General features: G+C 69.4%; 14 protein-coding genes and 1 tRNA gene. 8 read left to right on the plus strand and 7 right to left on the minus strand.

Features of this window, described 5'->3' with window-relative positions; genetic code table 11:
* The first annotated feature begins 35 nt into the window (after positions 1–35).
* The 3 genes from AB7E35_RS00125 (at position 36) to AB7E35_RS00135 (ending at position 3,254) form a co-directional block, all read left to right on the plus strand.
* Positions 36–998: an aspartate carbamoyltransferase catalytic subunit gene (locus AB7E35_RS00125; RefSeq protein WP_428161933.1), complete on the plus strand. Its 963-nt coding sequence runs from the start codon at positions 36–38 to the stop codon at positions 996–998.
* Between the two features lie 193 nt (positions 999–1,191).
* A complete protein-coding gene (locus tag AB7E35_RS00130; RefSeq protein WP_428166876.1) occupies positions 1,192–2,487 on the plus strand; it encodes a dihydroorotase in 1,296 nt (431 codons plus the stop codon).
* A gap of 26 nt (positions 2,488–2,513) precedes the next feature.
* The gene (locus tag AB7E35_RS00135; protein ID WP_428161931.1) at positions 2,514–3,254 is read left to right on the plus strand and encodes a lysophospholipid acyltransferase family protein; all 741 of its coding nucleotides are present in this window, start codon (positions 2,514–2,516) and stop codon (positions 3,252–3,254) included.
* Positions 3,255–3,345: 91 nt separating this feature from the next.
* Here the strand turns inward: AB7E35_RS00135 and AB7E35_RS00140 are convergent, their stop codons facing one another.
* Entirely contained in the window at positions 3,346–4,410 is a 1,065-nt protein-coding gene (locus AB7E35_RS00140; RefSeq protein ID WP_428161930.1) for an ABC transporter ATP-binding protein, read from the minus strand.
* A gap of 74 nt (positions 4,411–4,484) precedes the next feature.
* On the opposite strand from AB7E35_RS00140, the gene AB7E35_RS00145 reads away from it, so the two are divergent.
* The 5 genes from AB7E35_RS00145 to AB7E35_RS00165 all read left to right on the plus strand — a co-directional run bounded on the left by AB7E35_RS00145 (position 4,485) and on the right by AB7E35_RS00165 (position 10,228).
* The gene (locus AB7E35_RS00145) at positions 4,485–6,161 is read left to right on the plus strand and encodes an ABC transporter permease (protein ID WP_428161929.1); all 1,677 of its coding nucleotides are present in this window, start codon (positions 4,485–4,487) and stop codon (positions 6,159–6,161) included.
* Between the two features lie 56 nt (positions 6,162–6,217).
* Complete coding sequence (gene arsC / locus AB7E35_RS00150) at positions 6,218–6,589, plus strand: arsenate reductase (glutaredoxin) (protein ID WP_428161928.1); 372 nt, start codon at positions 6,218–6,220, stop codon at positions 6,587–6,589.
* A 261-nt stretch (positions 6,590–6,850) separates the two neighbouring features.
* Positions 6,851–8,221 (plus strand): ATP-binding cassette domain-containing protein, encoded by a 1,371-nt coding sequence (locus tag AB7E35_RS00155; protein WP_428161927.1) that lies wholly within the window; start codon positions 6,851–6,853, stop codon positions 8,219–8,221.
* A gap of 31 nt (positions 8,222–8,252) precedes the next feature.
* On the plus strand, positions 8,253–8,657 hold the full coding sequence (locus AB7E35_RS00160) for a hypothetical protein (RefSeq protein WP_428161926.1): 405 nt from the start codon (positions 8,253–8,255) through the stop codon (positions 8,655–8,657).
* 173 nt (positions 8,658–8,830) lie between these two features.
* Positions 8,831–10,228 carry a phospholipase D-like domain-containing protein gene (locus AB7E35_RS00165; protein WP_428161925.1) on the plus strand — a complete coding sequence of 466 codons (1,398 nt, stop codon included), beginning with the start codon at positions 8,831–8,833 and terminating at the stop codon, positions 10,226–10,228.
* 62 nt (positions 10,229–10,290) lie between these two features.
* Here the strand turns inward: AB7E35_RS00165 and AB7E35_RS00170 are convergent.
* The 6 genes from AB7E35_RS00170 to AB7E35_RS00195 form a co-directional block, all read right to left on the minus strand.
* A tRNA-Arg gene (locus tag AB7E35_RS00170) sits at positions 10,291–10,365 on the minus strand.
* Positions 10,366–10,469: 104 nt separating this feature from the next.
* Positions 10,470–14,846 carry a translocation/assembly module TamB domain-containing protein gene (locus AB7E35_RS00175; protein ID WP_428166877.1) on the minus strand — a complete coding sequence of 1,459 codons (4,377 nt, stop codon included), beginning with the start codon at positions 14,844–14,846 and terminating at the stop codon, positions 10,470–10,472.
* Positions 14,847–14,910: 64 nt separating this feature from the next.
* A complete protein-coding gene (locus AB7E35_RS00180; RefSeq protein ID WP_428161923.1) occupies positions 14,911–16,917 on the minus strand; it encodes an autotransporter assembly complex protein TamA in 2,007 nt (668 codons plus the stop codon).
* A 5-nt stretch (positions 16,918–16,922) separates the two neighbouring features.
* Entirely contained in the window at positions 16,923–18,110 is a 1,188-nt protein-coding gene (locus AB7E35_RS00185; protein ID WP_428161922.1) for a vWA domain-containing protein, read from the minus strand.
* A gap of 18 nt (positions 18,111–18,128) precedes the next feature.
* Positions 18,129–18,731, minus strand: coding sequence for a GNAT family N-acetyltransferase (locus AB7E35_RS00190; RefSeq protein WP_428161921.1), 603 nt, complete (start codon positions 18,729–18,731; stop codon positions 18,129–18,131).
* 5 nt (positions 18,732–18,736) lie between these two features.
* A complete protein-coding gene (locus AB7E35_RS00195) occupies positions 18,737–18,961 on the minus strand; it encodes a hypothetical protein (RefSeq protein ID WP_428161920.1) in 225 nt (74 codons plus the stop codon).
* Positions 18,962–18,974: the final 13 nt, after the last annotated feature.

An 18,974-nucleotide genomic window follows, 5' to 3' on the forward strand; every position in this document is an offset into this window, starting at 1 on the left:
GGCGCATTCCATTTCGACGTCAAAGAGGTCTGACGGTGCTGTACAAGCGCAACCCCCAACTCAACCAGAACGGCGAGCTGATCCACCTGCTGTCGATCGAGGGCCTGCCCCGCGACATCGTCACGCACATTCTGGACACCGCCGCCAACTTCACCAGTGTCAATGACCGCGAGGTCAAGAAGGTGCCGCTGCTGCGCGGCAAGAGCGTGTTCAACCTGTTCTTCGAAAACAGCACGCGCACGCGCACCACCTTCGAGATTGCCGCCAAGCGGCTGTCCGCCGACGTGTTCAACCTGGACATCGCCCGCAGCTCCACCGCCAAGGGCGAGACCCTGCTGGACACCATCGACAACCTGAGCGCCATGGCCGCCGACGTCTTCGTCGTGCGCCACAGCGAATCGGGCGCGCCCTACCTCATCGCGGGGCATGTGGCGCCGCATGTGCACGTGATCAACGCCGGCGACGGCCGCCATGCGCACCCCACGCAGGGGCTGCTGGACATGTACACCATCCGGCACTACAAGAAGGATTTCTCCAACCTCACGGTGGCCATCGTGGGCGACGTGCTGCACTCGCGCGTGGCGCGCTCGGACATCCACGCCCTCACCACCCTGGGCGCGGCCGAGGTGCGCGTGGTGGGCCCGCGCACGCTGGTGCCGTCCGACATGGCGCAGATGGGCGTGCGCGTGTTCCACAACCTGGAAGAAGGCATCCGCGACTGCGACGTGGTCATCACGCTGCGCCTGCAAAACGAGCGCATGAGCGGCGCGCTGCTGCCGTCCAGCCAGGAATATTTCAAAAGCTTCGGCCTGACGCCCGAGCGCCTGCGCTGGGCCAAGCCCGACGCCATCGTCATGCACCCCGGCCCCATCAACCGCGGCGTGGAAATCGACTCGGCCGTGGTGGACGGCCCGCAGGCGGTGATCCTGCCGCAGGTGACGTTTGGCATTGCCGTGCGCATGGCGGTCATGTCCATCGTGGCCGGGAATGAAGCATGACCCCCCTGAGTCGCTTCGCGCCTTCCCCCCAGGGGGACGCCGCCAGTAGCCCGGCAAAGCCGGCTCCACGGTGGCCGCTGGCGTGGGGCGTGCCCAAGCATGTGCCGCGTCACTCAGATGACTTTTTTGCTATTGTATCGATAGCTGTTAGCGCTTATGGGACGGGCGCTGACGGCCAATTTGGCTTGAAACCATGAAAATCCTCATCCAGAACGGCCGCGTCATCGACCCCGCCAGCGGCCTCGACCAGGTGTGCAACGTGGCGGTGGCGGCGGGCCGCATCATCGCGGTGGGCAGCGAGCCCAAAGACTTCGCGCCCGGCCGCGTGATCGACGCCAGCGGCTGCATCGTGCTGCCGGGTCTGGTGGACCTGGCGGCGCGCCTGCGCGAGCCCGGGCACGAGCACGAAGGCATGCTCGAATCCGAGATGGCGGCGGCGGTCGCCGGGGGCATTACCAGCCTGGTGTGCCCGCCCGACACCGACCCGGTGCTCGACGAGCCCGGTCTGGTGCAGATGCTGAAGTTCCGTGCTGAAAAGCTGCACCAGGCGCGGCTCTTTCCGCTGGGCGCGCTCACGCGCAGTCTGGCGGGCGAGGTGCTGACCGAGATGGCCGAGCTGACCGAATCCGGCTGCGTGGGCTTTGGCCAGGCGGATGTGCCGCTGGCCAGCACCCAGGTGCTGCAGCGTGCGCTGCAATACGCCGCCACCTACGGCTACACCGTCTGGCTGCGCCCGCAAGAGCTGCACCTGGGCCGCGGCGTGGCCGCCAGTGGCGCGCTGGCCACGCGCATGGGCCTGCCCGGCATCCCCGTGGCGGCCGAGACGATTGCGCTGCACACCATCTTCGAGCTGCTCAAGACCACCGGCGCGCGCGTGCACCTGTGCCGCCTGTCCAGCAGCGCAGGGGTGGATCTGGTGCGGCGCGCCAAGGCCGACGGCCTGCCCGTGACCTGCGACGTGAGCATCAACTCGCTGATGCTCACCGAGGTGGACATCGGCTACTTCGACAGCCGCGCCCGCCTCATGCCGCCGCTGCGCCAGCAGCGCGACCGCGATGCGCTGGCCGCGGCGCTGCTCGACGGCACCATCGATGCGCTGGTCTCCGACCACACACCGGTGGATGAAGACGCCAAGGCCCTGCCGTTTGCCGAGGCCGAGCCCGGCGCGACCGGGCTGGAGCTGCTCCTGTCCGTGGCCCTGAAGTGGTCGCAGGAAGGCGGCGCGCCTTTGCCACGCGCGCTGGCCTGCGTGACGTCGGAACCCGCGCGCGTGCTGGGCGCGGCGCTGGGCACGCTGCAGGCCAGCGTGGGCCGCCTTGCCGTGGGCGGCGTGGCGGATCTGTGCGTGCTTGACCCGGCCGGGCACTGGACGGTGCAGGCCGACGCGCTGACCAGCCAGGGCAAGCACACGCCGTTCTCGTCCTACGAGCTGCCTGGCCGCGTGCGCTGCACGCTGGTGGGCGGGCAAGTCGCCTTCGAGCGCGTCTGATACCAACGCGCAAAGGCTGCAAACCCATGCTGCGTCCGATGCGAGCAAGCTGGCGCGTGCTGCGCCTGGTGGCCCATGTGATCCAGGGCCTGGTGGTGGTGGCGGTACGCTTTCCGCGCCTGTCTGCAGACCAGCAGCAGGCCCGGGTGCAGGCCTGGGCGCTGGGCTTGCTGGCCTGCGCGGGCGTTCATCTGGAAGTGCGCGGCACGCCCCCGCGCCAGGGGCCCACGCTGCTGGTGTCCAACCACCTGTCGTGGCTGGACATTCCGGTGCTGCATGCGGCGCGCTACTGCCGCTTTGTGTCCAAATCCGATGTGCGCGACTGGCCCCTGGTGGGCACGCTGGCCACGGCTGCCGGCACGCTGTACATCGAGCGCTCAAATCGCCGCGACGCGCTGCGCATGGTGGGCAACATGAGCGACGCCCTCAAGCGCGGCGAGGTGCTGGCCGTGTTCCCCGAGGGCACCACGGGCGACGGGCGCACGCTGCTGCCCTTCCACGCCAATTTGTTGCAGGCAGCACTGACGGCCGATGCCCCCGTGCAGCCCATGGGGCTGCGCTTTGTGGATCGCGCCAGCGGCGCCACCACCCACGCGGCCAGTTTCATCGGAGACGAAACCCTGGTGGGCTCGATCTGGCGCACCCTCACGGCGCCGCCCATCACGGCCGTCGTGCACTTTGGCACCCCCGAGCACGCCCAGGGCCGTGACCGTCACACCTGGAGCGAGCACCTGCACGGCGCGGTCGATGCCTTGCGGCAGCGGTGATTGCTGGCAATCATTACTATCAAAAAAATAGCTGCCAGCGCTTATAAGTAAAGGGCTGGAGGCAAAAAGAGTGTGTATTGCCTGCGCGCAGTCACTCGCGCGCAAAGGTGACCACATGGTCCACCTGCGGGCGGATGCCGATCCAGTCGCCCATGGCGTGGTCGTGGTGGCTGGGTACATGGGCCATCACCTGCAGGCCGCCCGCCAGCTCCAGCGTGTACAGAAATTCAGACCCGCGAAACGCCTTGCGCACGATGCGCGCGCGCACCGGCGCGGAGTCGTCGTGCACCACGTCGTCGGCGCGCAGCAGCACGTCGCATTCGCCGCCGGGGTAGCTGGACGGCAGCAGGCAGCCGTCCGCGTCCATCAGGTCGCCCAGGGCGGTGCGCGCCACCACCTGATCGCCCTGGCGCACCAGCGTGGCGGGTGCAAACACGCCATGCCCGATGAAGTCGGCCACGAAGCGCGTGGCCGGGCGGTGGTAGAGCGCATAGGCGTCGTCCCACTGGTGCAGGTGGCCGCCGTCCAGCACGCCGATGCGGTCGCCGATGGCAAAAGCCTCCAGCTGATCGTGCGTGACGAACAGCGCCGTGGCGCCTGCGGCCTTGAGGATGGTGCGCACCTCGTGCGCCAGGCGCTCGCGCAAGTCCACGTCCAGATTGGAAAACGGCTCGTCCAGCAGCATCAGCCGCGGGCGTGGCGCCAGCGCCCGCGCCAGCGCCACGCGCTGCTGCTGGCCGCCCGACAGCTCGTGCGGAAAGCGCGACTCGCTGCCCTCCAGCCCCACCAGGGCCAGCGCCTCGCGCACGCGCTGGTCTTGCTCGGGGCGGGGCAGGGTGTGGATGCCAAAGGCCACGTTGCGCCCCACGTTCAGGTGCGGAAACAGCGCGTAGTCCTGAAACACCATGCCGATGCGCCGCTGCTCGGGCGGCACGCTGTGCCCGGGCGTGCCCACCACCTCGCCGCCCAGGCGGATGGTGCCGCCCGTCAGAGGCTCCAGCCCGGCCACGGCCCGCAGCAATGTGGTCTTGCCGCAGCCCGACGGGCCGATCAGCACGCCAATCTCGCCGGCCGCCAGGCCCAGCGTGACGCCGTGCACGGCGGCCTGCGCGCGGTTGGCGTACCGCACATTCAATTGGGAGACTTCCAAAAACATGACGCTATTCTAGGAGCACTAAAATCATTCGCATTTGCATCCCAGCCGCCAACATCCGGCGGCGCACGTGGCGGATGCTTTTTTTTATCGCCTTGCCATCTTTCGCCCGGGGCCATCCCTTGCACCATATTCACCGCGCGCTGCGTTCCGTTCCTTTGATCGTGCTGGCACTGCTGCTGGCCCTGCCCGTGCTGGCGGTGCTGGGCGCGTGGCTGCCGTGGGGCGAGGGGGGCGCGCAGTCGGCGGCCATCCTGCGCGAGATGGCCGCCACCGTGCTGCCGGACTATCTGTGGACCACGCTGTGGCTGAGCGTGGCCGTGGCAGTGGGCGCGGCCCTGGTGGGCACGGCCTGCGCGGCGGCGGTCACGCTGTTTGATTTTGCGGGCCGGCGCCATCTGGAATGGCTGCTGCTGCTGCCCCTGGCCATGCCAGCCTACGTGACGGCCTACGCCTATACCGACTTTTTGCAGTTCAGCGGCCCGCTGCAGATGTGGCTGCGCGCCACCTTCGGGCTGGAAGGCCGCCTGCTGCCCGAGGTGCGCAGTCTGGGCGGCGCGGTGTGGGTGTTCATCTTTTCGCTCTATCCCTACGTGTATCTGCTGGCGCGCACGGCGCTGGGCGAGCGCGCCGCGCACCTGATGGAGGCGGCGCGCCTGCTGGGCGCATCGCCTGCGCGGCGCATCCGCAGCGTGGCGTTGCCGCTGGCGCGCCCTGCCGTGGCGGCGGGCGTAGCGCTGGTGCTGATGGAGACGCTGGCCGACTTCGGCGTGGCGGCGTACTTCGGCATCCAGACCTTCACCACCGGGATCTACAAGGCCTGGCTGTCCATGGACAACCGCTTGGCCGCGGCCCAGCTGGCCACCTTCTTGCTGGCACTGGTGCTGGTGCTGCTGCAACTGGAGCTGCGCGCGCAGCGCCGCATGCGCTTTGCCACGGGCGGCGTGGGCCGCGCCGGGTCTGCCGACGCGCAGCCCACGCGGCTGCAGGGCGCTGGCGCCGTGGCGGCGTGGCTGGTGTGCGCGCTGCCGGTGCTGATGGGCTTCGTGGCGCCGGTGCTGTTCATGCTGCGCCCACTGGTGGCCGACTGGCAGGTGCTGCCCTGGTCGCGCTTTGTGGAATGGGCGATCAACAGTGTGCGGCTGGGCGGCATCACCGCGGTGCTGGCGGTGGCTATTGCGCTGGTGCTGGCGTTTGCCGTGCGCCGGCGGCGCGACGCGCTCACGCGCGGCGTGGTGCAGCTGGTCAGCCTGGGCTATGCCGTGCCCGGCGCGGTGATCGTGGTGGGGCTGCTGCTGCCCGTGGGCTGGCTGCAGGCGGCGGCGCCCGGCTGGGGGTTGCCGGCCATCATCATGGCTACGGCCGTGGGCATCGTCTGGGCCTACCTGGTGCGGTTTTGCGCCGTGGCGCTGCAGTCGGTGCAAAGCGGCTATGCGCGCATTGCGCCCAGCCTGGACGATTCGGCGCGCATGCTGGGCGTGGGCAGCTTCGGGCTGATGGCGCGCGTGCACTGGCCGCTGCTCAAACGATCCACCGCCGCAGCGGCGCTGCTGGTGTTTGTCGATGTGATGAAGGAACTGCCCGCCACCATGGTGCTGCGCCCCTTCAACAGCGACACCCTGGCCGTGGTGGCCTACCAACTGGCGCGCGACGAGCGCCTGGGCGAGGCTGCATTGCCCTCGCTGGCGCTGGTGGCCGTAGGGCTGGTGCCGGTAATTTTGCTCAGCCGCACGCTGCGCGCCTCCTCGCGCTGACCCTTGCGCTGCCGGGCGTGGCGCGCCCGTTGTTTGCGCGGCCTACACTGCGGCGCATGACAGCCAAAGCCGACATCACCATCTACCACAACGCCCGCTGCAGCAACTCGCGCGGCGCCCTGGCGCTGCTGCGCGAACGCGGCATCGAGCCTGCCATCGTGGACTACATTGCCCAGCCGCTGGACGCGGCGCAGCTTGCCGCCCTGGTTGCACGCCTGGGCGTGCCCGTGCGTGAGCTGATGCGCACCAAAGAAGCCGCCTACACCCAGCTGGGCCTGGCCGACCCGGCGCGCACCGACGCCGAGCTGATCGCCGCCATCGCCGCGCACCCGGTGCTGCTCAACCGCCCCATCGTCACCACGCCGCGCGGCGCGCTGCTGTGCCGCCCGCCCGAGCGTGTGCTGGAGCTGATACAGGCGGTTGGATGAAAATGAACTAAAGCCTTTGAATAAAAGCGCTAATAGCTATTAAAGAAGTAGCAATTGGCGAGTATTTTGTACGTAAAGACACATTTTGGTCATATTCGTCAAGGCAAGACACATACTGTTTCTCTTGTGTCGGTTTATGCGCTATCACAAGTGCGCCCGTTCTCTTTGACTTGCCGCAAATGAGTGCCTCCCTAGAATCTAGGGTATTTGCTAGGTGCCGCTGCCTTGGCGGCTCGTGGGCTGGAATCGAAGGACGGACGAATGGATAGCACGCAGCAGTGCCTTGAGGTTGCGGGATTTGGCGTGGCATTCGGCGCCAGGATGGTGTTGGCGGATCTGGATTTTTCACTGCCTCGCGGCAGCGTCACCGCGTTGCTGGGGCCGTCGGGCTCGGGCAAGTCGGCGTTGCTGCGCACGTTGGCCGGGCTGCACGAGGGACATCCGCGCTTTAGCAGATGGGGAACCGTGACCTACGACGGTCGCCCGTTCGGCCAAGGGTCTCGTCCGGGGCTGGTGCAGCAGGGCGCGCATGTCATGAGCTCCACTGTGCTTGATGCGCTCGCCGGGCCGGTGCGTGAGTCGCTGCGACTGTCGCCCCTGGAGCTGCGCGAGTGGTGCGCCAGCCTTGTGCGCCGCATGGGCGTACCCGAGCTGGCGCTGGCACTGGATGGCATGGTGTTCGACCAGCCTCCACTGCTGCAGCGGGCCGTGGCTATCTTGCGCGAGGCAGCTTGCGAGCCTGCCTTGCTGATGGTGGACGAGCCCACCTCCAATTTGCCGGACTACGACGCCCATGTGCTGCTGGAGCTGCTGCGCGAGGTGGCCCGCACCAGCACCCTGCTGGTGGTGCTGCACAACCAGCGTCAAGCTGCGCAACTGGCGGATCGCATGGTGCTGCTGGCCGGAGGGCGCATCCAGGAGGCTCGGGCCATGGAGGACTTCCTGAGTGCGCCGCAGTCCGCGGCGGGCATGCAGTTCGTGCGCACCGGCAGCTGCTCGGTGCCTTCGCTCGATGCCGACCCCGACTGCCTGGCCGACGACGTGGCCCCGCCGCCCGCCCCGCGGCATGTGCCCGCCAGCGTGCTGCAGGCCGTGGCCGAGGCCAAGACCGCATCCGCGGCTGTTTCCAGCGCCATGCTGCCGCCCTCCGAGCAGCCCGTGAACGCCCCTCTGGGCTTTGCCTGGCTGGAGCCTGGCCGCATTGCAGGCGCTCCGCTGCCGGGCGCGGTGAACGACATCCACCATGACCTCGTGGCGCTCAAGCGCATGGGTATTACCCAGCTCATCACCCTGACGGAGCGGGACTTGCCCGGCGACGTGCTGCGCCAGCACGGCTTGGCCAACCTGCATCTACCCATCTACGACCATGAAGTGCCCACCCTTGCGCAAATCTCGATGCTGCTCAAGCGCATGGAGGGGCTGATCCAACGCGGAGAAGTGCTGGCGGTGCATTGCCTGGCAGGGCGGGGGCGCACCGGCGTCGTCCTGGCTGCGTGGTGGGTACGGGCAGGGCTGACCGCGCCAGAGGCACTGCGCCGGGTGCGCTTGATCGACCCGCGCTATGTGCAGAACGCCGAGCAGGAAGCCTTCCTGCAGAGCTATGAAAACATGATCTTGCAGAAGATTGTGTGATCCCCACGACCCAAAATGGAGGAATTGCCCGATGAGTTTCGACAATGCATTGAACCAGGCAGCCAGCACGGTGCCCGAGTGCGTGGCCGCAGGCTATGTGGACATATCGTCCGGCATGCTGCTGGCGCTCAAGACCGTGGATTCGCACCCTCAGCAAGTCATTGATCTGTTGGCCGCAGCCACAGCCGACATGTTTGCCGGCCCCAACGTGAGCATGATTGAGCGTCTGTTCAAGAAGGCGCGCGGGCTGCAGGATGACGGCTTTCACTATTTCCAGGAAGTCATCGTCAATAGCGAGAACCTGATCCACGTGTTCTTGCGCGGCAAAATCAATCCCGATTACGTAGCTGTTTTCGTATGCCGTAAAACCGCCAATCTGGGCATGGCCCTGACCAAAGCGCGTCTCGCCCTGCCCACGCTGGAATCCGCGTTTTGACTCTTTTGGCGACACATTGGCCCCAGTGCACACTCTGTAAGCGCTGAAAGCGGCTGTGCAGGCAACCACCAGTTTTTGCAAGTGGTGGTTGCCGTTATGCTTTACGCCATGCCGCGTCGCCCGCGTAAGCATTGCAATCCATTCCCTTCTGGCAGTGGCGTGGGAGTCTCTGCATGATCCGCGCTACCGTGCTCTCGGGCCTGGGCCATGCGGTTTTTGTGGCCGTGGGCCTGCTGGTCTATGTGATGACCACGCGCATCGGGCACCAGCGCCGCCACCCGTCGGCCGCGGTGGGCTGGGTGCTGGGCATCGTGGCTTTTCCGTATCTGTTTGTGCCGCTGTTCTTGCTGTTTGGCACGCGCAAGCTGGCGAGGCCCGTGCGCCATGCCAGTGCCCCGGCGCAGGCATGGCCCGGCGAGGGCCCGCCCTGGGCCACGCGGCTGCTGGCCAGCATGGAGCTGGCGCCCGCTGTGCGCAACCACAGCATCGTGATGCATGCCGATGGCGGCCAGGCGCTGCAGGGCTTGCTGGCCACCATCGCGTCGGCACGCCAGCGGCTGGACGTTTGCACCTACATCCTGGCGCACGACGAAGTCGGCGACCAGGTGGCCCAGGCAATGCTGCAATGCGTGCGCCGCGGTGTGACGGTGCGCCTGCTGGTGGACGCCATAGGCAGCCTGCGCACGCCCCCGCGCATGCTGCGCGCGCTGCGCCGCCAGGGCGTGCAGGTGCGCCGCTTCATGCCGCTGCTGCACAACCCGCTGCACGGGCGCACCAACCTGCGCAACCACCGCAAGCTGGCCGTGGCCGACGGCCAGCGCCTTTGGAGCGGCGGGCGCAACCTGGCCAGCGAATATTTTGAGGGCCGCCCAGGCCAGCCTGCCTGGGTGGACTTGAGCTACGAAATCCACGGATCGCTGGCCGCGCAGGCGCAGGCCCGCTTTGCCACCGACTGGCGCGTGGCCAGCGGCATTCGGCTGCGCAAAGGCCAGCGGCTGCGCGCCCCGCATGCCCAGCCCGCCCCGCCAGCCACTGGCCCGCTGGCGCAGTGGCTGCCCAGCGGCCCCGACCATGCCGACGACACCGTGCACGCGCTGCTGCTGGCTGCGGCCTACCACGCGCAGCGGCGCATCGTGGCCGTCACGCCGTACTTTGTGCCCGATGACGCGCTGCTGGACGCCTGGTGCCTGGCCTGCCGCCGCGGCGTGCAGGTCAGCCTGCTGGTGCCTGCGTGCTCCAACCACTGGCTGGCCGACACCGCGCGCGAACGTGCGTTGCGCGAGCTGACCGCCGCGGGCGCGCAGGTCTGGCTGTCGCCCGCCATGGTGCACGCCAAGGCCGTGTTGATTGATGACGACCTGGCCCTGGCCGGGTCGCTCAACCTGGACGCGCGCAGCCTGTTCCTGAACTACGAGGCCATGACCGCGTTCTACGACCCGCAGCAGCTGCACTGGATGTCAGAGTGGAGCGCCCAGCTGATTGCCGCCGCCCACCCGTATGCCGCGCGCCGCCCGTCGTGGGGGCGCGACATCCTGGAAGGGGTAGTGCGGGCCGTGGGCTTTCAGCTGTAGCCCGGGCGCAAAAAAAAAAAACCGCACGGTGCTGCCAGCGTGCGGCTTTGCGGATAGCCAGATGGTCCCCCCGACAGGAATCGAACCTGTATCTAGCGCTTAGGAGGCGCTCGTTCTATCCATTGAACTACGGGGAGGAGAGCACACGATTGTAAGGGCGCGGTCTGAGCTATTTCTTGCTACTGTTGTGATAGCTTCTGGCGCTTGATGCGCAAGCGCTGCAGGGCATTTTGACCATTGGTCAGTCGTAGCGCACCGTGTAGATCAGGTCCACCGCGCTTTGCATGCCGGTCTGGCCGCGCAGCGTGAGGTTGCGCGACAGGTCGTAGAAGATGTACAGCGTGCCGAGCACCCCGGCCAGGCTGCGTTCATAGCTCACGTACAGGTCTTTGGACAGGCGCTTGCCCAGGGTGAGGGCGGCGGCGCTGGCGTCTTCGCCGGCGCCCGGGCCTTTGAAGCCGATTTCATCCAGACCCAGGCCGCGGGCGATGCCGCTGGTGATGCCCTCTGCGCCGCCGCCCGTGCTGCGGCCCAGCAGGGTCAGGGCGGCTTGCTGCAGCAGCGCGGCCTCGGCGCCGCCGCCGGCGCCGCTGCGGCCCAGCACCACCCACGACAGTTTTTCGGCATCGGGCAGGTCGGGGTCGGCCCACAGGCGCACGCGCGGGCGCTGGGCCGTGCCGGTGACCTGCACGCCGGCACGCACGCTGATGTTGGGGCGGATGGCCAGCACGTCCAGCGCCGGGTTGTCGTAGGGGCCGTTGAAGCGCAGCAGGCCGCTTTCGACGTCCAGCGCCTGGCCCCAGGCGCGGTAGCGGCCCTGCACGGTGCGCACCTCACCGGTCACGCGCGGCGCGGCGCCGGTGGCGGCGTTGCTGCGAATGTCCAGCTGCCCGGCCAGGCGGGTGGTGATGCCGTGGCCCTGCAGTGCGAAGTCGTCGCCCAGGTCCAGGGTGATGGCGATGTCGGGCGGGCGGGCTGCCCGCACCTGGCCGACTGCCTGGGTTTGACGGGTTTTCTGGGCGTCGCGCGCGGCCTGGGCGGCGGCTTGCCGGTCCAGTGCGGCCGATCGCACGACCACGTCGCTGCCCAGCGTGGGCGCGCCGGCCTCGGGCAGGATGATGGTGGCGCGGTCGGTGGTCAGCTGGCCGCGCAGCGTCAATTGCCCGCCTTGCAGCCGCGCCGTCAGGTCGCCCGACACGCTCAGCTGCCGGTCGGCGCGCGCCAGCACCTGTAGTGCCTGCGCTTTGGCGCGCAGGTCCATCGCGATGCCCGACCCGCCAGACCCGCCAGCGCCGGCCGCAGCGCCCCAGGTGACGGTGCCGCTGCCGGTCAGCAGGCCGCCGTCCTGCGGCGCGGCCGTGCGGTTGCCGCTCAAGCCTGCGATGCGCGCGCGGCTGCCCGGGCCGCCGTGCACGCGCAGCTCGGTGATCGTGAGTTGCTCGCCCTGCAGCGTGGCGCGCAGGCGGCCGTCTTGCAGGTCCACGCCGTCCAGCACCGAGCGCACGGCGAATTGGTCCGCCGCCAGCTGGCCGCTCCACAGCGGCGCGGCGCGGGTGCCGGACAGGCGCACGTCGGCGTCCAAGGTGCCGCGCACGCGCCAGCCCGGCGGCGCCAGGGCAGACCATACGCCCACGTCCGGCAGTCTGGCGCGCACCGTGGCGGCCAGCGGCGCGTCGTCGGGCCAGGCCCAGGCGCTGCCCGTGCCACCCGTGCGGGCCAGGCTGGTGCTGCCCTCGGCCTGCACGCGGCCAGCGCGCTCGCTGTCCCAGTCCAGCCGGGCGCGCAGGCTGTCGCCGTCGGCGGTGAGTGTGAGTTCAGCCCCGCGCAGGCCGGCGGCAGAGTCCGCGCCGGCCGCTGGCACCTGCGCACCCACCTTTGCCCCCGCCCGCACACCCTGGCCGCTGCTGCTGTGCACCGTGGTGGCGGGCGCGGCATTGCCGATCAGCATACGCAGATCGCCGCTGCTGCGCCGCAGGCCGGCGCGCACGCGCAGGCGCTCGCCGGTGTCGATGTCCCAATGGCCGTCCATCACCAGGTTGCCGGCCAGGCCCAGGCGGGCCAGGGCGCCCTGGCCGTCCATCTGCCAGGCGTTGGCCCAGTCCAGCGGCAGGCCCAGCAGCTCGCCCTGGCTGCGCAGCTGCGCGGCGCCTTGCGGGCTTTGTGCGTAGCGCAGCGCTTGCCAGCGCAGCCGCACGTCGCCAGGCTGGGGGCCGCTGACGGTGATCTGGCCGGCTTCGGCTTCCAGCACCGTTTGCTGCGACTGCGGCGCCTGTTGCAGGCGCAGGTCCAGCGGCTGTGCCAGGCGCAGCGTCCACGGGCCGGGCTGGCCGGCGGGCTGGGCTTGCACCTGCAGCGTATCCACCTGCGCCTGCCACCGGCCCGCGCCCTGGCTGCCAGCGCGGGCCCGCAGCTGCAGCCGCGCCTGGTGGGCGGGCGCGGCGCCGTAGCGCAGGGCGCCGTCCCACTCCAGCGTGGCCTGCGTCAGCGATCCGCGCAGTTGCGCCGTGGTGCCTTGCAGCGTCAGCGTGAACGGGCCTGCGGTCGTGGGCAGGGCTTTTGCGGGGGGCGTTGCATCGTTTTTTCGGGCGCCCGTCTGCCTGCCCGTCTGCGCGCCCTGGTTGATCTGCAGCCGCGGGGCGCTCAGCTGCGCCTGCAGCTCGAAGCGGCCCGCGCCCCGCGCCGCGCTGGCGGTGCCTGCGGCCAGGCCTGCTGACTGCAGCTGGCGCTGCAGGTCTTGCCAGCCACCGCTCCACCGGGCGTCCAGAGCGGCGTTGCCGTCCAGGCTCCAGCGGGCCAGCGCGGTGTCCAGACCCGCCAGGCCGGGCAGGCGGGCCAGGCCTTGCAGCCAGCGCTGGGTGCGCTGCGCGTCGGCCAGGCGCAGGCTCAGCGTGCCCTGGCCGCTGGCAGTCGCCACCTGGCCATCCAGTTGTGCCGTGGCGCCGGGCAGCGCGGCCTGCAGCCGGCCCTGCAGCGCCGGCCCTGCGGTGTCGATGCGCAGCGCCTGCGCACTGACGCGGGCCTGCAGCGCGTCGATCTGCAGGCGGGTGATGTCGATGCGCTCGCCCTGCCACTGGCCCTGCACGGCCAGTTGATCCAGGCGCAGCGGCGTGCCGGCTTGGGCTGTGGGGGCGGGCGCGCGGGCGGCTGCGCGCAAATCGGCGGCAAAGTGCACGGCGCTGGCGCCTGGGCCGCCGCGGCTTTCGGCGCTGGCGGTGCCGCTGACGGGTGCGGCCGCCAGCTGGCTGTGCAGCGCCGCGGGGTTGATTGCGCGCACTGCGGCCTGCCCTTGCAGCGCCTGCGTGGCGGGCGTGTAGGCACCCTGCAGCGTGATGCTGCCGCCGCCGGCCTGCAGCGTGGCCTGGGGCAGCGTCCATTGCCGGCCGTCGAAGCGGGCCTGCGCCTGCACAGCGGCGATGGGCAGGCGCTGCCTATCCCAGGGGCCGGGCAGGGCGTTGGTCAGTGCCGCCTGCATGCGCCAGCCGCGCAAGGTGCCAGACGTGCTGCCGGTTTCGCTACCGGTTTCGCTGCCGGTTTCGCCGTCGGGTGCGGGCTCCAGGCTGGCGTGGCCGCTCAGCCGCGTGGCGGGCGCCTGCGGCCACAGCGTTGCCAGGTCAAGCCCTCGCAGATCGGCCGCAGCCTGCAGCAGGGGCTGGCTGGCCCAGGGGGCGATGTGGGCCTGCAGATCTACATGCAGGTCGTTGCGCGGGTCGGTTTGCGGGTCGGCTTGTGGGTGGGCCTCTGGGCGTGCTTGCGGGGGCAGGTGGTCGGGCAGCGGCTGCTCTTGGGCTCCCTTGTCTTGGCCCGTGAGCTGGCGGGCGATGCTGCCCGTCAGCTGCAGGCGCGCGTCTGCCGTGGCCAGGGTGCCCTGAACGCGGGCCTGCGCGCGGGCCTGCAGCGGCTGCGCGTTGCCGGGCACGGGTGTGTGCAGCGTGCCGTCCAGCGTGGCCGACAGTGCCATGGGCGCCGCGCCCTGCAGCGTGGCCTGCAGGGCGTAGCGCCCCTGGGCCAGCGAGACCTGGTCCACGGCCAAGTGGTGCCGGTCGCCGTCGTAGCGGTAGCTGCCGGCCAGGCCGTCGATGGTGACCAGGCTGGCCGCGGCCCAGGTGAGGCGGTCCACGCGAAACGGCAGATCAATGCGCAGCGGCAGCACCAGTGACTGCAGGGGCTGCGCAGGCGCGTCGGGTTGTGGCGCCGGCCCGGCCTGCGGGGTGATCAGCACCTGCGCGGCATGCACCTCGCCCAGGCGCAGCTGGCGCTGCAGCAGCGGCGCCAGGCTCCAGGCGATGCGGGCGTCCTGCACCTGCACGGCCAGCGTGGGGCTGCTCCAGCGCAGCCAGCCGATGCGCCCGCCCGCGCGCAGCGAGCCGGTCACGTCGCGGCTTTCAAGCTGTTGACCTTCGGGCATATAGCGCGCCGCCTGCTGCAGCGCCGTGGCCAGCGAGGTGCCGGTGCCTGCCCACCACCACAGTCCGCCCAGCAGCGCCAGCGCCGCCAGCATCAGGGTGGCGGCCAGGCGCGCCAGCACGCCCAGGGCGCGGCGGGCGCGGCCTTTGCCCGGCGGCTGCGGGCGGGGCGTGGCGGCTGCGGCGTAGGGATGGGGGTTGGCGGGATGCGGCACGTTGATTCAAAAACAATAGCAGCCAGCGCTTTTTAATAAGGGGCTGGAGGCATTTTCATGTCCATCAAAAGGTGTAACCCAGGCGCAGGTGCAGGCGCAGCTGGCGGGACTGCAGGCCGTAGGCCAGGTCGGCCTGCAGCGGCCCCACGGGGCTGCGCCAGCGCAGGCCGGCGCCTACGCCCACGCGTGCGTTCAGCTCGCGTGCCTTGTCGGCGACGGCACCGGCGTCGATGAACAGGGCACTTTCAAAGTCGGTGCGGTTGCCGCGCACGGTGACGGGGCGCTGCCACTCCATGCTGCCCACGGCCATGTAGCGCCCGCCGAAGAGTTTGCCCGCGTCGTCGCGCGCGCCAATGCCGCGGTAGCTGTAGCCGCGCACGGTGGTGTCGCCGCCGGTCAGAAACAGCTGGGTGACGGGGATGTCTGCGCCATCCTGCGCCAGCACGGCGCCGCCTTCCAGGCGCAGCGACAGGCGGCTGTTGCGGCGCACGTTGCCGCCCAGCTCGATCCGGCCCAGCCCAATGAAGGACTGCCAGCGCAGCAGCGCGCGCAGGAATGGGTCGCGCCCCGCCCGCAGCGTGGTGCCTGCGCCCAGCTCGGCCGCCAGGCCCCAGCCGCGCGTGGGGTTGGTGTTGTTGTTGAAGTAGCGCCCCGTCCAGCCGAAGTTGGCGCTGAGGGCGCCGCTGGATGGTGGCGCGCCGTCGCCGCGGCTTTTGGCGGTGTCGTGCTGCACGAAGTAGCTGCGGTCGATGTGGTCGCCGCTTTCGGTGCGCCCGGCGCGCACGCGGGTGCTGTCCACGTCAAAGCTGCCCGTGGCCTCGCGCTGCAGTTGCACGCCGGTGAACCAGCGCCAGCCGTCCTCGCCGGGCAGGGCGGTCCAGTCGGTGGCCAGCCGCCGGCGCGTGTTGTCCGTCTGCGCGTGGCTCACGGCGCGCCAGCCCAGGCCGGGCAGGCGGTTGTGGATATGGTCCAGGCTCAGGCGTGCGCCGCTGTCGGTGGAGAGGCCCACGCCAAACACCGCCTTTTGCAGCGGCGCATCGCGCACCTGGGCGATGACGGGGGCGGCCTGCGGGTCAGGGTGGTCGGTGTCCAGCGTGAGGAATACCGCGTCGTAGTAGCCGCTGGCGGCCAGGCGCTGCTGGGTGTCGAGCAGGCGGGTCTCGGTGTAGTCCTCGCCCGTGGGCAGGCGGGCGATGCGGCGCATGCCCTCGGTGTCGTAGCGCTCGCCGCCCTGGATTTGCAGTGGGCCGAATCGGTAGGCGGGCCCGCTGTCGTAGCGCACTTGCAGATGGGCCTGGGCGCTGTCGGCGTCCACGTCGGCGCGGCTGCTGGCGATGCGCGCCGTGGGGTAGCGGCGCGACTGCAACTGGCGCAGGCCCTGGGCCTTGGCGGCGTCCCAGCCCCCTTGCGTGAAGGGCTCGCCGGGCGGCAGGCCCCAGCCGCGCTGCAGCTGGGCCTGGCGGCGTGCCAGGGCGCTGCGGTTGCCATTGCCGGCGCCGTCGTTGTCATCGGTGCCGTCGCTGCGCTCGTCACCGGTGACGGTGATGTCGGCACTGGCGATGTGCGTGCGCGGGCCGGGCGACACGCTGACCAGCACGGTGCGCGTGGGCGCGTCGGTCTTGGCTGCGTCTGCGGCATCTGCGGCATCTGCGGCATCTGCGGCATCTGCGGCATCTGCGGCATCTGCGGCGGCGGTTGCGCGCGGCTCGCGCAGTTCGATGGTGATGTCGGGGCTGAAGTAGCCCAGCGTGGCCAGCAGGTCGCGGGCGTTGTCGTCGGCCAGGCCCAGCAGCCGTGTGAGTTCGTGCGCCTGCAGGTCGGGCAGGTGGCGAAAGCGCTGCAGCTGCAGGTGGCGCGTGAGGTAGTCGCGGATCGCGTCGTCGCCCACCTGTACCTCCAGCGCCAGGGCGTCGGCGCCTGCGTCAGCAGTGGTCTGCGCTGTGGCGTCGTCGGTGCCGGACGTGTCTGCGGCGTTTTTCGCAATCAGGCTGCAGCCCGCCAGCAGAGCCAGGCAGGTCGTCAAAAAAAGTAGCGCAAGCCGCCGGGCCAACGCCCGGTTGTGCAAGGTCATGCGGACTATTTTGACAAAAGGCGCATGGCTTCTTCGAGGCCCTTGAGTGACAGCGGGTACATGCGCTGGCCCATCAGCTGCTGGATGATGCTGATGCTCTGGCGGTACTGCCATACGCCCTGGGGCTCGGGGTTGATCCACGCAAACTTGGGGAAGGCGTGCGTGAGGCGCTGCAGCCATTCGGCGCCGGGCTCCTCGTTGTTGTATTCCACGCTGCCGCCGGGTTGCAGGATCTCGTAAGGGCTCATGGTCGCGTCGCCCACGAAGATCAGTTTGTAGTCCTTGTTGTACTTGCGGATGATGTCCCAGGTGGCGAATTTCTCGGCAAAGCGGCGCTTGTTGTTCTTCCACATGAAGTCATAGACGCAGTTGTGGAAGTAATAAAACTCCAGGTGCTTGAACTCGCCTTTCACGGCGCTGAAGAGTTCTTCGACGCGCTGGATGTGGTCGTCCATGGTGCCGCCCACGTCCATCAGCAGCAGCACCTTCACGTTGTTGTGGCGCTCGGGCACCATCTTGATGTCCAGCCAGCCTGCGTTGGCGGCGGTGGCGCGGATGGTGCCTTGCAGGTCCAGCTCCAGCTCGTGGCCTTCGCGCGCAAACTTGCGCAGGCGGCGCAGCGCTACCTTGATGTTGCGCGTGCCCAGCTCCTGCTGGTCGTCGTAGTCGCGGTAGGCGCGCTGCTCCCACACTTTCACGGCGCTGCGGTTCTTGCCCGCACCGCCGATGCGCACGCCCTGCGGGTTGTAGCCGCCGTGGCCAAACGGGCTGGTGCCGCCGGTGCCGATCCACTTGTTGCCGCCTTCGTGGCGGCCTTGCTGCTCTTGCAGGCGCTTTTTGAGCGTCTCCATCAGCTCGTCCCAGCCCATTTTTTCAATGGCGGCTTTTTCTTCGGGAGACAACTCGCGCTCGAGCATCTTGCGCAGCCAGTCGGCAGGCACTTCCTTGGTGAAGTCGGCCAGCATTTCCACGCCCTTGAAGTAGGCGGCAAAGGCGCGGTCGAACTTGTCGAAGTGCTTCTCGTCCTTGACCAGCGCGGTGCGCGCCAGGTAGTAGAAGTCGTCCAGGCTCCAGGCATCGTCGGATTGGGGGCCCACCACGCCGGCCTGCAGCGCTTCCAGCAGCGTGAGGAATTCCTTCACGGACACCGGCAGCTTGCCAGCGCGCAGGGTGTAGAAAAAGTCGATCAGCATGAAAAAGGCCTCCAGCGCTTATCCAGCGGGCGCATGGCGCTGCAAAAGGTAGAGCAGCTGCGCGCGGGCCTCAGGCCATTCGCCGCTGCGCATGCTGTACATCACGGTGTCGCGGATGGTGCCGTCGCGGCGCAGCGCATGGCCGCGGATCACGCCGTCCTTCTTGGCGCCCAGACGCTCAATGGCGCGCTGCGATGCAAAGTTGAAGTTGTCGGTGCGCCAGCCCACCACGTGGCAGGCCAGCGTGTCGAAGGCATGGCCCATCATCAGCAGCTTGGCAGTGGTGTTCACATGCGTGCGCTGCACGCTCTGGCGGTACCAGGTGTGGCCGATCTCCACCCGCTTCACGGCGGGCAGGATGTCGTGGTAGCTGGTGGTGCCCAGCACCGTGCCAGTGGCATCGTCGAGCACGGCAAACGCGAAACGGTTGCCGTCGTCGCGCATGCGCAGCGCCGTCTCGATGTACGCACGCGTGTCCTGTGGTTCCGGCACCGAGGTCACGCGCAGCGTCCACAGCCGGCCGTCGGCCGCAGCAGCGGCCAGCCCGGCTTCATGGTCGAGCGCCAGCGGCTCCAGCCGCACGCCGTTCAGGCGCAGGGTGACGGGTTCGACAAAGGCCATCGTGGCTAATCCTTGATGCTGCGTGATGCGCGCCAGCGCCGCGCCAGGTGCAGGCCCAGCCCGCCCCCGATGCCCACCAGCGCAATGCCGGCGATACTGGCAGCGCCATAGCCTTCGCTGAAGATGTCCAGCCCCAGCAGCAGCCCCACGCCATAGCCTGCGAGCGCGCCGCCCATAAAGCCCACCGCGTCGGACGCGCCTTGGAGCAAAAGCCGTTGTGCGGTGCTCATGGCAGGCCCTGGC

Origin of the sequence: Diaphorobacter sp., from assembly GCF_050251835.1 — a bacterium.
Classification (GTDB): Bacteria; Pseudomonadota; Gammaproteobacteria; order Burkholderiales; family Burkholderiaceae_C; genus JBFXIE01.